We start from the raw sequence: 14,131 nt of genomic DNA, 5'->3' as shown, positions 1-14,131 counted from the left end.
TTGGCCTTGCCCGCATCCTACCCTTGTCGCCGCCAATAGAAAAATTGAAAGATGGCTAAGCACTGTATAGATGGCGTCTATGCTGGACCGCTATCTGCTTCGCTATTTTCTCGCTGTGGTCGATCATGGCACCTTCTCCCGCGCCGCCGTGCAATGTAACGTGTCGCAACCCACTCTGTCCGTGGGCATCGCAAAGCTGGAACGCTCGCTCGGCACCGCCCTTTTCTTCCGATCCAGCCAGCGCGTGCAACTGACCAGCGACGGCACCCGCTTCCTGACGCACGCCCGTCGCATCGAAACGGAGTTCAATCTGGCGCAGCAGGCGATGACCAGCGTCGCGACCGCGCCCACCCTTCGCATCGGCATATTGCACAGCATATCGGGCGCCATCATCGCATCGGCCGTCGCCGCGACCCACGCCGCCGACCGCGCATCCCCGGTCGAAATCATCTACGCCACCGAACGCGAACTGATCGCTCATCTGGCGCGCGGCCGCATCGACGTCGCACTGACGCTGGTGGACCGGGGCGGCGACCGCTTCCTCGAACAGCCGCTGATGCAGGAGGGCTATGCGCTGGCCGCCCCCGATCATCACCCCCTTGCGGCGCGCGCGGAAATCGCCGCCGAAGACCTGTCCGACAATGTCATGATGATCCGCCGCCATTGCGAAGCCCTGTCGGAAACCAGCCGCTATTTCACGGAACGCGGCGTCCGCCCCCATTTCGCCATGCGCACCACCAATGACGAACGCATATTGCAAATGGTCGCGGCGGGCCTTGGCATCACGGTCATGCCGTCCAGCTACCACTATCCCGGCGTCGCCCGACCGCGCCTTGCGGGTTTCACGCTCCAACGCACGATCGGATTCGCCTTCGCCCATAAACAGGAAGGGCTGGAGTCCGAACCGCCGCCCCTGCTGAACGCCCTTGGCGCCGCCCTTATGCAGCCTTGAGATCATATATACTGGATTGAACCGCTGACAGCGTCTTCGAACAGCAGTGTCTTGGTCTAAGGGGTGAATATCGATGCGCGGACTGTCTTTGGGACTATTCCCGCTCCTGCTGTTCTGCTCGGTCCCTGCCCTCGCGCAGGACAGTATGGGCGGAATGGGTGGAATGGATAGCGGCGGCATGCAAGGCGGCGGCGGGCGACCCGGTGGTGGTGGTGGTGGCCCGCCCGGAGGAATGGGCGGCCCCCGCCGTCCTGCTCTACCCAAGCCGATCAAACGCGATCGCTTCGACAAGATGGTCACCGATATGTTCCGCACCGCCGACGTCAATCGCGACGGCATGGTGACGATCGACGAACTGCGCACCCTGTTCGAAACGCGCCGCGCCGACGCCATCCGCGCCCGCTTCGCCCGGATCGACACCAACCGAAACGGCGCGATCAGCCAGGACGAATTCATCGCCTGGCAAACGCAGATGGGATCGGTCGCCTCGTCGGAAGTGCAGGCGCTGGGCGATCGCAACGGTCCCATCGCCGAAGCCATCATGCCGGACGCTGGCGACGATCCGGCACAGCAAAGCCTCGCCGCCTTCATCGAACCGCTCAGCGTCACGCTGATCGCGCAGGCCAACGTCAATTATGACGCGGGCCTCTCGCTTCAGGAACTGCTCGACTATGAAGGCAAGCGGTTCGATGCCGCCGACGCCAACCATGACGGCTGGCTGACCCTGGACGAACTGCGCCCCCTCCCCCGACGTGGACCGGGAGCAGGGCCAGGGCGAGGGCCGAGGCCCGGACCGCAAGACGCCCGACCCATGCCCTGCCCAACGGGACAAACCTGTTAAATATCGTCCCTGAAACCGGAGTTTCAACCTTGCGGAACTACACCTTCCTTACGCTTACGCTCGCCGCACTACTGGCAACTGGCGCCGCCAATGCGCAGGACCGCAGCGCGCGTCCTTCATCGAACAGAACGACTGCCGAACAGGCAAGAGATCGTCAGCCTGACCGCCAACAAGACGCCCGACCCATGCCCTCCGCCAATCGCGGTGCTGATCGCAACAAACCCGATGCCCGTCGCCCTCAGTCCGGCGGCATGGCATCGAACAGGCCTGGCCGATCCAGCCATGCCGATCGCTGCGCCGCCCGCTATCGCAGCTATGACCGCCGGACCGACATGTATGTGGTACGCAGCAACATCCGTCGCCACTGCACGCTCTGATGTGGAAAGGGCGGTGGCACTATGCCGCCGCCTGCCTTTCCGCCGCCGAAACAGGCGCTGCCGCCGCCCGATCGACGGCGGATTTTGAAACTGCGCCGGTCCGTGCTAGGGGCGACCTGCTGAACGTCGCGCGTGACGGATATTGGGCCGCCCTCAGGCTCTTCTTTATCCCATATCTGCCTCTCAAAGCCGGGATGCACGGGTTACCGCGCGTGCCGGTGATCGTGCGACACCAGTCGAAAATTCATGCGCGCGGCGACCACCCGCGCACTATTACGACCATATTTTAGACAGGAAATTGCTCCGTATGAAAAGATATAAAGAACCACAGTTTCAAGATCGCATTGCTGCGGCAGCGCGCGCTAGGACGGAGGTTCTGGAAAAGCTGCGCGACAAACCACAGGTGGACGATGCCGAAGCAGCAAAGCGCGCCGAACGCCGCCTCGCCAAGGAAGCCGCCGCCCGTGAAAAGCGTCAGGCCGCATTGCAGGCCGCCAAAGAGGAAAAGCTGGCCAAGCGCGCATTGGCCGCCGAAAAGGAAGCCGCCGCGGCTGCCAAGCAAAAGCCAGTGCTGACCGAAGAAGAACGCAAGGCCGCCCGCGACGCGCGTTATCTCGCGCGAAAAAACCGGGGATGATCGAACAGGCGAGCGACACTCTCACCACGATCACCGTCCGCGCCGACATCCCCGTCGAACTCCTCGACACCGCCGATCTGCCTGACGGCGGACGCCTGCGGTTGATGCGGCGGGGCGATGATTATTCGATCCGTTTTCGCGACACCGAACTGATGGGCAATCAGGTACGTGGATCGGAAGAAGCGCTCGCCACGCTCGCCTGCCAGCGGCTGACCGATGGTCAGGACCGGATTCTCATCGGTGGTCTTGGCATGGGTTTCACGCTGGGTGCCGCGCTACGCGCGCTCCCCGCCACTGCCAGCGTGACCGTGTCGGAACTCATCCCGCGCATCGTGAAATGGGCAAAGGGACCGCTGGAACATCTGTTCCACGATTATCTGACCGACGCCCGCGTCTCGCTCGTCATGGCCGACGTCCACGATGTCATCATGCGCGAAACGACCGGCTATGACGCCATCCTGCTCGATGTCGACAATGGCCCGGACGGGCTGATCCACATCGCCAACGAACGGCTCTACTGCAACTGGGGCCTGCGCGCGGCCCATGCAGCCCTGCGCCCGCAGGGCATCCTCGCCATCTGGTCCGCCTATGGCGACGCCGATTTCGTCACCCGCCTTGAAACAGCCGGGTTCGATGTCGATGAAGTCACCGTCCCGGTCGTCATCGACGGCGAAGACGCGACCCACATCATCTGGTTCGCCACCCGCCGCATCGACGCGGAACTGCGCCTCTCCATCCTGCAATAATTCAGCCGCCAAAGCGCACGGTCTGCGCCCGCCCGTCATAAGTCAGACTGCGCTCGGCCAAGCCATTGGCCGCACCGATGACCTGAATGTTGAGCGTCCGCTGCCTGACCAGCCCCGGAAACGTGCCACGCCGCGCGCCAATGGTCAGCGTCCGCTTCGCGTCATCCCATGCCAAATCATAGCGCGCCGACTGCCCCTTTTCATAGGCATAGGTCTCGTTGTCATCCTCATAGAGCGTGAAACGCCCGTCCGCACCCGCATAGACACGCACGTCGTAGGGCGCGTCCGGCTTTTCCGTCGCATATTGCATAACCGGTCCCATCGGCACGATCGACCCGGCCCGCACATAAAGCGGCATGATGTCGAGCGGCGCTTCCCGCGCGACCGTCTCGCCGCCATGCAACCGCTGGTTGGTCCAATAATCATACCAGTCGGACCCTACCGGCAGATAGGTCCGCATCGTCAGGTCGCGCGGCGCATTGATCGCAGCCTTATCCCGCTGCAACTCGGTCGGCGTCCGCCATACGAAGCGGAACACCCGCCCGCCTTCGGGATGGGAAAACTCCAGCCGCACCGGCAACGCCTCGCCCTTCTTCAACGTCCGCTTCACCGTGCGCGTACGCGTCGCGCTACGGGTCCATTCGTCGATCGCGACCGTCCCGCCCAGCGACATCCGCATCCCGTCATTGCCGTTCAGCCCGATCTCATATTCGCCATCCTCCGGCGCGATCAGTGTGCCGTCCCACCGCGCGGAAAAATGGCTGAGCGAGGTCAGCCCCGGCGGCATTTCGGCCAGTGGCGGATCGGGCCATGTATGGTCGATCTTCGCGTCCACGCCCTTGCCACGCGGCGTCTCGAAATTCTCACCCGCGAAATATTGCACATCCAGCCCCGGCTTCCCGTCCGCCGTGCGCAAATGCTGCGCGGGCACCATCGTCGGCAGGGATGGCAGGATATTATACATCGCCCGCGTCACCGGATGCACCAGCAACGATGATCCAAACATGAAACTGTCATTGATGTTGCGCACTGCCACATCATCGGGGAAATCCATCGCCAGCGGCCGCATCAACGTGGAGCGATCCGCCGTCACCTGCGCACTCAGACTATAGATATAGGGCAGCAACCGATAGCGCAGCTTCACCGTGTCCAGCAGCGTCTTATACACCGGCGGGTCGAGCGTCTTGAAGATATAGGGTTCGCGCTCCACACTCGTCCCATGCACGCGCATGATCGGGTTGAACGCGGCATATTGAAACCAGCGCGCGAACAGTTCGCGCCATGCCGGGTTCTTTTCCCCGCCGGGAAAATCGCTGACGAAGAATCCGCCGGTATCCTGCGTCCAGTAGGGATTGCCCGTCACCGTCACATTGACGCCACCGGCCACCTGCTGTGCGAATGTTTTCCAACTGGCGTAGATATCGCCCGACCATGACACCGCGCCTGTGCGCTGCGCCCCGGCCCAAGCTGATCGCGTCAACGTGAACACCCGCTTGTCGCTGGTCGCACGCTGGCCATCATAGGTGCCCTGGGTCGTCAGCAGCGAATAGGGGTTCAGATAACGGGTGAAATCGCCCATCGCATTATGCCCCAGCGCTTTGGTGTCACGCACATTGTCGACGGGGTTCCACATGGCAGAACTCACCTCGACCTCCGTCCCGTCCATCCACAAGGCGTCCACGCCCTTGTCGAGCAGGCCGGACTTGATATGCTTGAAATATATCTCCCGGCCCTTGGCGCTATAGGCGTCGTAAACCCGCGCCTTTTTGGAAATCCAGTGCAGCGGCTTGAAGCGCAGGCCATATTGGTCCAGTTCGCGCGCCAACGCTGTATCATTGCCCACCGATGGCCAGATCGACACCATCAGCTTCATGTGCAGGTCGTGGATCGCCCGGCTCATCCCCACAGGATCGGGAAAGCGTTCGGGGTTCCATATCATGCCCGACCATGTGCCGTCGCGGTCGCTGCCCCAATATTGCCAGTCCTGCACGATATAATCGAGCGGGAAGCCTTCCTTGCGAAACGTCCGGGCGACCTCGACGATGCGGTCCTGCGTGGGGTAACGCTCCTTGCTCATGAACAGGCCGAACGCCTGTTTGGGCACCATCGGCGCGTCCCCGGTCAGCCAGCGACAGGCGCCCACGACGCCATCCATCGTATCGCCTGCCATGAAATAATAATCGACCCCGCCCGGCGCGCTTTCGGCCCACAACCGCGCGCCCTGCGCATCATCCTTGAACCGCATCTGGGAATATGTGTCCCACAATATGCCGTAACGTTGCGTCGATACCATCACCGGGATGATGATGCCGACATTGGTCTGGACCAGCAGCAATTCCTTGTTCCGCCGATTGACCGCATCATCGGCGGTAAAGCCGAACCCGTAAATCCCTTCATCGGGTTGCAACGTGAAGCTGTTCTCCACTTCATAGGTAGGCGCGTCAGAGATAGTGCGCTTCTCGATCGACTGCGGAGCCTCCGCCTTCTCGCGCGTCAGTAGTCGCCCGGACGGATCATGATAGGTCAGCGCCCCGGTTGCCTTGTCGATGCTCACGCGCAGTTTCTGCCCGACCAGTTCCAGCGTATCGGCACTTTCGCGTACGGTAAAAGGCACCGCCTCAGGTTCGCGAATGACGACCAGGCTGTGCTGGGTCCAGTATGACGCGCCCAGATTGGCATTCACCCGCACGACCGTGGGCGAATAGAAGATGACTGACTTGGTGATGCCGTTCAGCCGGAACTGCACCCCGCTGCGCAGCTTTTGAAAATGGAACGCTGCGTCCCCCGCCGGGACCAGCGCCTGAATCTGCCCCAGCCTGTCTAACCCGGTCGGCGGCGCAGCTTGCGCCCATGCAGGCGTCAAGGCCAGAACGAACGCCAGCGCGCTCATGCCAAAAGGGGTCATCATGCGGCGGCTCATCGTGCAAAACGCCAATAGTCGAAATCGAGCAGCGAGCGTTCGTCGTCCCCCTTCCCCTTGAACAGGATGAACAGGTCGCGCACCCCGCGCGCGCCGGACACTTTGGTCGATTGCTCCCGCCACTGCCCCGCCGCGCCGGTCGCGCCAACTGCCAGCGTGCCGATCACAGGCCCGGTCAGGCCATCGACCCGCAATTCGATTTGCGCACCGGGCAGCGCGTTGGCGACATTGGCCACGAACGTCCTGGCCCCGTCCTTGCCGAAATCGACCCCCGCCACCTTGATATAGCTGCGGTTCGTGGTGCGCGTGACAATCATTCCACGCGCGTCATCCGCCGCCGTCAGCACGCCCGGTGCCCAGTCATAGGGCCGGTCCCGGTCGCGCTTGATCCGCGACGTCCAGGCGATCGTCTCCGCTTCTACCCGCTTGTACGGATCGACGGGTGCGATCTGCGCCGCGCCCTTCGTGTCCCACCAGGGCTGATTGGGGATGGTGCCGTCGGCATTATAGGTGAAGCTGGTGACGTTGATCGACCGCCGCTCATGGTGGATCGGCGTCATGTCGAAATTCAGTTCATAGTGAAATCCGAACAGATAGGATTTGCCCTTATAGTCGATGATGCCGGGATGGTTGCCGGTGGAACGCGGGCTGGGGTCCATGATCTTGCCCTTGTGAACCCACGGCCCGGTCGGCCCCTTGCTCATCGCATAGCCTATCCCTTCGGGGCAGCAGGTCGATGCATAGGCCATGTAATAATGGCCCGCCCGTTTATAGAACCACGGCCCTTCCTGATAATCGGATGGCTGGACGACCTTCTGGATCGGGCCGGAATAGGAAATCATGTCCCTGTTCAGCTTGACGTACCACAGGCTGGGATTGCCCCAGTAGAGATAGGCCTGACCGTCATCGTCGATCCACACGGTCGGGTCGATATAGCCATTGCCCGGCGCGATCAGCGGCTTGCCGATCGCATCCCTGAATGGCCCCTCCGGCTTGTCCGCCACCGCGACGGCGATCACATTCTTGGGCGATCCCGCGACGCTGATCGGTGCATAAAGATAGAATTTGCCGTCGCGTTCGATCACCTGCGGTGCCCAGGCGTCGTTGCTCTGCACGGCCCATGGAAATGTCTTGAGCGATGCCACGACGCCCTTGTCCGTCCAGTTCACCATGTCCGTCGAACTATACAGCCGCCAGTCCAGCATCTTGAACCCGCTTTGCGTGTCGTCCTCGTCATGACTGGTGTAGAGATACACCACGCCATCATGCACGAACGGCGCGGGATCGGCGGTAAAGCGGGTCTGGATGATCGGATTGTCGGCCCGCGCGGCCGGAATCGAAACAGTCATGGACAGGCTGGCCGCCAGACAAGCGGCAACCAGAAACGAGCGCGTAAACGGCATGGCTGGCAATCTCTCCTACAGACGTCAGTATGTTAACGGTAACATGATCGATCCGATCATGCCAGCCGAATTACTCCGACATATGTAGGAACGCCCTACGCCACCAATGCGCAAAAGCTGTGGTCCTCACTCTGGAAATTGCAAAAGGGGCGACCGGTCCAGTCGCCCCTTAATGCTGACTGATTTTACCCGACAGCCTTGCTCATCAACCGGTCCAGCCGCTCGGCAAAGGCCCGCGCGTCATGGGGCTGCTCGCCATCGGCAATTCGCGCCTGATCCAGCAGCAAATGCGCCAGATCCGACTTCATCCCATCGGCGTCATCGCTCGCCGCCAGCTTCTGGATCAGGGCATGGGCCGGGTTGATTTCCAGCACCGGCTTGGCCGCCTGCGGCAACTGCCCCGCGCCCGCCAACAGCTTCTCCAACTGCCGGTCCATCCCGCTTTCCGGCGCGACCAGACACACCGCGCTGCTCGTCAACCGATCCGAAACCCGCACGTCCGACACCGCATCGGCCAGCGCTTCCTTCGCAAAAGCCAGGAACCCATCGACCGCCCCGCTCTCCGCAGCGGCAGGCTTGTCCGCCCCTTCAGCCAGCGGAATGAGGCTGAGGTCAGCGCCGCCCTGCGTCACCGACTTGAACGGCTTGCCCTCATAATCGACGCCAACCGTGGTCCAGAAATTGTCCACCTGATCGGGCAATAGCAGCACCTCGATCCCGCGCGCCCGGAACCCCTCCAACTGCGGCGATGTCGACAGCCGATCCAGGTCGCTGCCGGTCGCATAATAGATGGCGGTCTGGTTTTCCTTGAAGTCCGCGACATAGTCCTTGAGCGAACGCCAGCTGTCCTGCGCGCTCGTGGTGCGGAACCGGGCAAGGCCCAGCAGCGCCTCACGCCGCTCGAAATCCTCATACAGCCCTTCCTTCAGGACCGCGCCGAAATTGTCCCAGATCTTGAGATAAGCGTCGGCATCATTGGCAGCCAGCTTCTCCAGTTCGGTCAGCAACCGCCCCGTCACACCCTTCTGGATCGCGGCCAGCACCGGGCTGTCCTGTATCATCTCACGCGACATGTTGAGCGGCAGGTCGGCCGAGTCCACCAGCCCCCGCACGAAGCGCAGGTAGCGCGGCAATATCTGCGCCTCGTCGGTGATGAACACCCGGCGGACATATAGCTTGATATGCCCCTTGCGGTCGGGATCGAACAGGTCGAACGGCTTGGTCTGCGGGATGAATGTCAGGACCGAATATTCATACCGCCCCTCGGCCCGGTAATGGATCGTATGCGCCGGGCTGTCATATTGCCCCGCGACGCTACGATAGAAATCGGCATAATCCTCTTCGCTGATCTCCGCCTTGGGTTTCAGCCACAGCGCCGCGCCATCGGCAATGTCCGCGCCCTCCGCATCGGGCTTTTCGAACAGGATGATTGGCACCGGCACATGGCCCGACTGCGCCTTGACGATCCGCTCGACCGTATATCGCTCGGCATAGCTTTTGGCGTCATCCATCAGGTGCAGCACTACCCGCGTCCCGCGCTTGGGCGCCTGATCCAGATCGACCGGCGCGATCGTGTAAGTGCCCAACCCGTCGGACGTCCAGCTTGCCGCCTCGTCCGTCCCCGCCTTGCGGGAAAACACTTCCACTTGAGTAGCCACCATGAAGGCGGAATAAAATCCGACCCCGAACTGGCCGATCAGCTGCGACCCTTCCTTGCCCGCTTCGGCTGCCAGCTTGTCCATGAACGCCTTGGTCCCCGACCGCGCGATCGTGCCAAGCGTCTCGCCCATGTCAGCGGCGCTCATGCCGATGCCATTATCTTCGATCGTCAGGCGACCCTGATCGGCGTCAAGGATGATGCTGATACGCGGCTGCGGATCGTCACCCAGCAACGACGGTTTTGCGATGCCTTCATAGCGCAGCTTTTCGCAGGCGTCGGCCGCATTGGAAATCAGCTCGCGCAGGAACACGTCTTTATCGGAATAGACCGAATGCACCATCATGTGCAGCAGCTTCGAAACATCCGCTTCGAAAGCGTGAGTCGCGGCAGTCGTCTGTGTCTCTGTCGTCATCATGCTATGCCCCATGCAATGGTCGATGGCGGGGAAATGGCGGGACGACGCGCTTTTTGCAAGTCAGCCTTTGCGGGTCCGGCTGTAAAGGATCGACAATCCGCTGAGCGACCCGTTGCGCATTTGAAACATCTGGCTGGGCGTCTGCTGCAACATCGCGCGCAACTTGCCCTGCCCCTCGAACGCGGTGCGGAATGCGCCGGCATAGGCGGGCGACGCGATCCGTTCGAACACCGACCCGCACAGATACAGACCATCCCACGCCGTATAGGTCAGGGTGACGGCGGCGCTATAGTGGCCCAGCAGGGTGACGAACAGGTCGTTGAGTTCGCTGCCGACGATCGGCCGGTGCAGCGCCTGCCCATCCATCAGGGCGAACAGGATGCGCTCATATGACGCATCGCCATGGCGGGCGATACACGCCTTCGCCATCAACCATTGATCCTCCGTCTGCGCGGCAAAAGGCATATGCCCCGCCTCGCTTTCGACGATTTTCAGAAATCCGTCGCACCGGTCGACGCAGGCCGCGCCCAGACCGCCCCGCCAAGCGGAGATGACGGCGTGCCGCCCCTTTTGCGGTCGGCCATGATCGGCGGCGACGCCATAGGGTGCCGCCCTGGGCCGCTCCGCCGTCGCCCATGCCATGGCCGCCACATCGTTGAGGATCAGCGGCTCGACCCCCGTCACCGCGCGCAGGCCCGACAGGGATATGAACCAGCGTCCATTGGTCGTGCGCACCGTCGCCCCGTTGACCGCTCCGGCGACTGACATGATCAGCCGACAATCCCTGAGCACCAGCCGATGGGCCGAAGCAAAGCGCATCAAGGCATCGGTAAATGTCGGACAATCGGCGGCATCGATATATTCGACGCCATGCACTTCACCCGGCGTGGATGAAGGCAGCGCAAATTCCACGCCGTCCGATCCTACGCAGGCCAAAATAGCCGCTTCATCCTGCTCGATAGAAGCCAACAGCGGCCGCATTCTGCCCATCCTCTCTGTCCGTCGGCATTTTTGCCTTTAGGGTTGCGTAACGATATTACGTCGGAAGGCAATGCGCGAAAGGTGGTATTCCAACCCGCGTCATCATGAAAATGATTGCGCTATCTTATTTCCACTCGTCATCGCTCGTGGTTCGTGCAACGAATGGGGTCATGGTTTCGGAACAAGGCGCGCGCAGATGCGCCCGATGCTTATTTTTTGGGGGGATGGCGGATGAATTGGCTCAGCGAAGCCTGGCGGGTATTGACCGACGTGCTCAACCCCCATGGTCCTGTCGTCAACACGGGCCAAAGCTACACCCCGTCCGATTTCAGCATCCACTTCTTCCTGCAACTCGCCATCATCATCGCCACCTGCCGCATCGTCGGCTGGCTGGGGCAAAGGCTGCTGAAACAGCCGCAGGTCGTGGGTGAAATGATCGCGGGCGTTCTGCTTGGCCCCTCGCTGCTCGGCCTGATCTTCCCCGATCTGCAAAATGCGATCTTCCCCAAAGATACGCGCAATATGCTTTATGTCGGCGCGCAACTGGGCGTTGGCCTCTACATGTTCATGGTCGGCCTGACGCTGCGCCTCGATCATTTCCGATCCAAGGCGAAGAGCGCCGCCGCCGTGTCGGCCGCAGGCATAATCGCCCCCTTCCTTCTGGCAGCGCTCATCACGCCGATGCTCATCACCGTGCCGGGCCTTTTCACGCCGGGGATCAGCCAGTCGAACGCGACCCTGTTCATGGGTGCCTGCATCGCGTTGACGGCCTTCCCGATGCTGGCGCGCATCATCAACGAAAACGGCCTGTCCAACTCGGCGCTAGGCACATTGACGCTGACGGCGGGCGCTTTCGACGACGCCGCATCCTGGTGCGTGCTGGCCATCGTGCTCGCAACCTTTGGCGCGGGCGCGGGCGTCGCGGTGATCGCGATCGGCGGGGCGATACTCTACACCGCTTTCATGCTGCTCTTTGGCCGCAAGCTGCTTGCGCCGCTGGGTCGCGCCGTCGAAAGGCGCGGGGCCATGAGCATGAATATCCTCGCCATCACCATGCTGCTGTTCTGCCTGTCCGCTTTCCTGATGGACGCGATCGGCATTCACGCCATCTTTGGCGGCTTTCTGATGGGCGTATGCATGCCGCGCGGGCGGTTCGTGGAGGAATTGAAGCAGAAGGTGGAGCCGATCGCCGTCGTCCTGCTGCTGCCGATGTTCTTCACCTATTCGGGCCTCAATACCCGCATGGACATGGTCAACTCGGTCGTGCTGCTGCTGACCGCTGGCCTGATCCTGACTGCCTCCATCCTCGCCAAATTCGGTGCCTGCTATGCCGCAGCGCGGCTAACGGGGGAGGACAACCGGACCGCGCTCGGCATCGGCGCACTGATGAATTCGCGAGGACTGATGGAACTCATCATCATCAACATTGGCCTGCAAAAGGGCATTATCGGCCCCACGCTATTTTCGATGCTGGTGTTGATGGCGATCGTGACGACCGTGATGGCGACCCCGCTGTTCGAAGCCGTCTATGGCCGCAAAGCCCGCCAGACCGGCGAACTGGAAGCACGCGACGCGGAGCTGGTCGCCGCCTGACGGCCCTTGTCGCAAATGGGCGCTCGAACCCGCAAGGGTTCGCAAGGCCGAACGGCCGCCCGAGCTTATGCGAAAAAAGCCAAGATAGCGGATGCCCGCGCCGACGCTTGAGGCAAATAATGGTGCACCCGACGGGGCTTCTTGAGCTTCGTCATTTCAAAGACTTACGTCGGCTAACCCGGTCAAAGCGACCCACGCTTTTCTGCGGGGTTCAGTATGTGATGGCTAACCTGTCATCGGCTCTCCTTGCGCCAGATTGCGTCCTAACACGGCGCACCCCCTCACCCCCTTTTGAATACTTCAATCCAATTGGATCGCGGGCGATCCTCCCTCACTCCCGCGCGCAACCGTTGCGCGGGAGGATCAGACAACGCGGGAAGCACGTAAATCTGCGGTTGCGGGAGCGTGGGAGCGTGCGGGAGGCAAATAGCAAGAAGTCCGCACACATGCGTGCGCGCCCATACGCACGCACAGGCGCGCGCACGTAGGAGCTTACTTTCTTCCTCCCATGCTCCCTCCATCAATCAACTTATTGATATTATTACTTTCTATCCTCCCATTATCCCTCCCTTGAAAGGGAAGAAGAAATGATAAGCTCCCAAATGCAGTTTGAAGGCCTGCTTTTGACCGGCTCGCCATCGGATACCTTCGCCGACTTCTATCGCGATCATGTCCGTCATTCGCCGGGCGCTCGCCTCGCAGCTGACCAGCTGAAGGCTGCCTATGAAGTCTGGGCCGATAAGCACGACGTCGCGACCAGTTCGCCGCGTGTCATCCGATCGTTCATGGAAGCGAACGGGCATCGCCACTCGAAGTCCAGCACAGTATTCTACCGCGATGCAGTGCTAGGTGACTTCGCGGGCCAGCCGGTGCCTGCGCGCTCGATGCCAGTAACCGACGGGCGCAAGGTGCGCGAAGCTGTAAGCGTCACGCTGGACGACCTCGATCAGATCATCACTGAACTGCAAGGGATGCGCGCTCGCATGGCTCGCATCAAACTTGCGCTGTCCCCGAAAGGGTCCGGTCGATCATGATCCTGCATCATCAATCCAACGTCGGCGCTCGCCGCTCCATCCTTCCAACAAGCTAGGCGACTAAGGTATGAAACAGATAAATGAACGTGCAGGCCTGCTGGCTCAAGTCGAGCGGAACAAGGCCCTCGCCGAGGATATGCTACGCCAAGCTCATCTTGTGTCGCCGGACGCGGCAGAGCAAATCGGAGCGATGATGACGGCCGCGACGGTACTCATTGAGCGGGAAGTGGGTCGCTTGGCTGCACCGGGCCTGCTTGTCGCGCTGATCGGCCCGACCTTGGCCGAATGGCAGGCGGGCGATCAGCCGCGCCCGCATTGATGCCCCCCCTTTGGGTCCTTCCAGGCGATCGTGCCTATACGGGGGGCAAAGGGGTTCAGTCTGCCAGCGTGCAGTATTTTCGAGAGCGTTTCTTTTGTCCTTCTTGTTGGGGTTCTTGTTATGATTGGCTGTCAATCGGCGTGCAAACGGGACCCCTTATCGGCGCGCAAAAGGGACCCCCTGTCAGGATGGCGGAGCGTTGATGTGACGGGCTTCCTTGCGCTGCGCGCGGCGTAGGGAGGGCGTAGCCCGA

The 14,131-nt window shown here is 61.7% G+C and carries 12 protein-coding genes; 8 read left to right on the top strand and 4 right to left on the bottom strand.

Features of this window, described 5'->3' with window-relative positions; translation table 11 throughout:
• Nucleotides 1–79: 79 nt before the first annotated feature.
• The 5 genes from WA070_RS14100 (at nt 80) to WA070_RS14080 (ending at nt 3,553) form a co-directional block, all read left to right on the top strand.
• Nucleotides 80–952 (top strand): LysR family transcriptional regulator, encoded by an 873-nt coding sequence (locus WA070_RS14100; RefSeq protein WP_422634562.1) that lies wholly within the window; start codon nt 80–82, stop codon nt 950–952.
• Nucleotides 953–1,025: 73 nt separating this feature from the next.
• Nucleotides 1,026–1,793: an EF-hand domain-containing protein gene (locus WA070_RS14095; protein ID WP_422634561.1), complete on the top strand. Its 768-nt coding sequence runs from the start codon at nt 1,026–1,028 to the stop codon at nt 1,791–1,793.
• Nucleotides 1,794–1,822: 29 nt separating this feature from the next.
• Complete coding sequence (locus tag WA070_RS14090) at nt 1,823–2,170, top strand: BA14K family protein (protein ID WP_422634560.1); 348 nt, start codon at nt 1,823–1,825, stop codon at nt 2,168–2,170.
• Nucleotides 2,171–2,477: 307 nt separating this feature from the next.
• Nucleotides 2,478–2,807: a DUF6481 family protein gene (locus WA070_RS14085; protein WP_422634559.1), complete on the top strand. Its 330-nt coding sequence runs from the start codon at nt 2,478–2,480 to the stop codon at nt 2,805–2,807.
• Complete coding sequence (locus WA070_RS14080; protein ID WP_422634558.1) at nt 2,804–3,553, top strand: spermidine synthase; 750 nt, start codon at nt 2,804–2,806, stop codon at nt 3,551–3,553. Before WA070_RS14085 ends, WA070_RS14080 begins: the two co-directional genes overlap by 4 nt.
• 1 nt (nt 3,554) lies before the next feature.
• Here WA070_RS14080 and WA070_RS14075 read toward each other — a convergent pair whose 3' ends face one another.
• The 4 genes from WA070_RS14075 to WA070_RS14060 form a co-directional block, all read right to left on the bottom strand.
• The gene (locus WA070_RS14075; protein ID WP_422634557.1) at nt 3,555–6,461 is read right to left on the bottom strand and encodes a TIM-barrel domain-containing protein; all 2,907 of its coding nucleotides are present in this window, start codon (nt 6,459–6,461) and stop codon (nt 3,555–3,557) included.
• Nucleotides 6,462–6,469: 8 nt separating this feature from the next.
• Nucleotides 6,470–7,876 (bottom strand): glycoside hydrolase family 43 protein, encoded by a 1,407-nt coding sequence (locus WA070_RS14070; protein ID WP_422634556.1) that lies wholly within the window; start codon nt 7,874–7,876, stop codon nt 6,470–6,472.
• Nucleotides 7,877–8,061: 185 nt separating this feature from the next.
• Nucleotides 8,062–9,948 carry a molecular chaperone HtpG gene (gene htpG, locus WA070_RS14065; protein ID WP_422634626.1) on the bottom strand — a complete coding sequence of 629 codons (1,887 nt, stop codon included), beginning with the start codon at nt 9,946–9,948 and terminating at the stop codon, nt 8,062–8,064.
• Nucleotides 9,949–10,011: 63 nt separating this feature from the next.
• Nucleotides 10,012–10,932, bottom strand: a complete 921-nt coding sequence (locus WA070_RS14060) for a glucokinase (protein ID WP_422634555.1) — start codon at nt 10,930–10,932, stop codon at nt 10,012–10,014.
• Nucleotides 10,933–11,163: 231 nt separating this feature from the next.
• Here WA070_RS14060 and WA070_RS14055 point away from each other — a divergent pair, with 231 nt between their 5' ends.
• The 3 genes from WA070_RS14055 to WA070_RS14045 all read left to right on the top strand — a co-directional run bounded on the left by WA070_RS14055 (nt 11,164) and on the right by WA070_RS14045 (nt 13,878).
• Entirely contained in the window at nt 11,164–12,525 is a 1,362-nt protein-coding gene (locus WA070_RS14055; protein WP_422634554.1) for a cation:proton antiporter, read from the top strand.
• Between the two features lie 587 nt (nt 12,526–13,112).
• Nucleotides 13,113–13,559, top strand: coding sequence for a hypothetical protein (locus WA070_RS14050; protein WP_422634553.1), 447 nt, complete (start codon nt 13,113–13,115; stop codon nt 13,557–13,559).
• Nucleotides 13,560–13,626: 67 nt separating this feature from the next.
• Nucleotides 13,627–13,878 (top strand): hypothetical protein, encoded by a 252-nt coding sequence (locus tag WA070_RS14045; protein ID WP_422634552.1) that lies wholly within the window; start codon nt 13,627–13,629, stop codon nt 13,876–13,878.
• Nucleotides 13,879–14,131 lie beyond the last annotated feature (253 nt).

The organism is Sphingobium sp., from assembly GCF_049304695.1.
In the GTDB taxonomy this organism is placed as follows: Bacteria; Pseudomonadota; Alphaproteobacteria; order Sphingomonadales; family Sphingomonadaceae; genus Sphingobium.
This window is presented reverse-complemented; position numbering and strand designations above follow the sequence as displayed.

Bases quoted from the DNA above. Each gene is read 5' to 3' on its own strand.
- WA070_RS14080 (WP_422634558.1), top strand. From the start codon at position 2,804: ATGATCGAACAGGCGAGCGACACTCTCACCACGATCACCGTCCGCGCC.
- WA070_RS14060 (WP_422634555.1), bottom strand. From the start codon at position 10,932: ATGCGGCCGCTGTTGGCTTCTATCGAGCAGGATGAAGCGGCTATTTTG.
- WA070_RS14085 (WP_422634559.1), top strand. From the start codon at position 2,478: ATGAAAAGATATAAAGAACCACAGTTTCAAGATCGCATTGCTGCGGCA.
- WA070_RS14070 (WP_422634556.1), bottom strand. From the start codon at position 7,876: ATGCCGTTTACGCGCTCGTTTCTGGTTGCCGCTTGTCTGGCGGCCAGC.
- WA070_RS14055 (WP_422634554.1), top strand. From the start codon at position 11,164: ATGAATTGGCTCAGCGAAGCCTGGCGGGTATTGACCGACGTGCTCAAC.
- htpG (WP_422634626.1), bottom strand. From the start codon at position 9,948: ATGACGACAGAGACACAGACGACTGCCGCGACTCACGCTTTCGAAGCG.
- WA070_RS14075 (WP_422634557.1), bottom strand. From the start codon at position 6,461: ATGATGACCCCTTTTGGCATGAGCGCGCTGGCGTTCGTTCTGGCCTTG.
- WA070_RS14045 (WP_422634552.1), top strand. From the start codon at position 13,627: ATGAAACAGATAAATGAACGTGCAGGCCTGCTGGCTCAAGTCGAGCGG.
- WA070_RS14095 (WP_422634561.1), top strand. From the start codon at position 1,026: ATGCGCGGACTGTCTTTGGGACTATTCCCGCTCCTGCTGTTCTGCTCG.
- WA070_RS14050 (WP_422634553.1), top strand. From the start codon at position 13,113: ATGATAAGCTCCCAAATGCAGTTTGAAGGCCTGCTTTTGACCGGCTCG.
- WA070_RS14100 (WP_422634562.1), top strand. From the start codon at position 80: ATGCTGGACCGCTATCTGCTTCGCTATTTTCTCGCTGTGGTCGATCAT.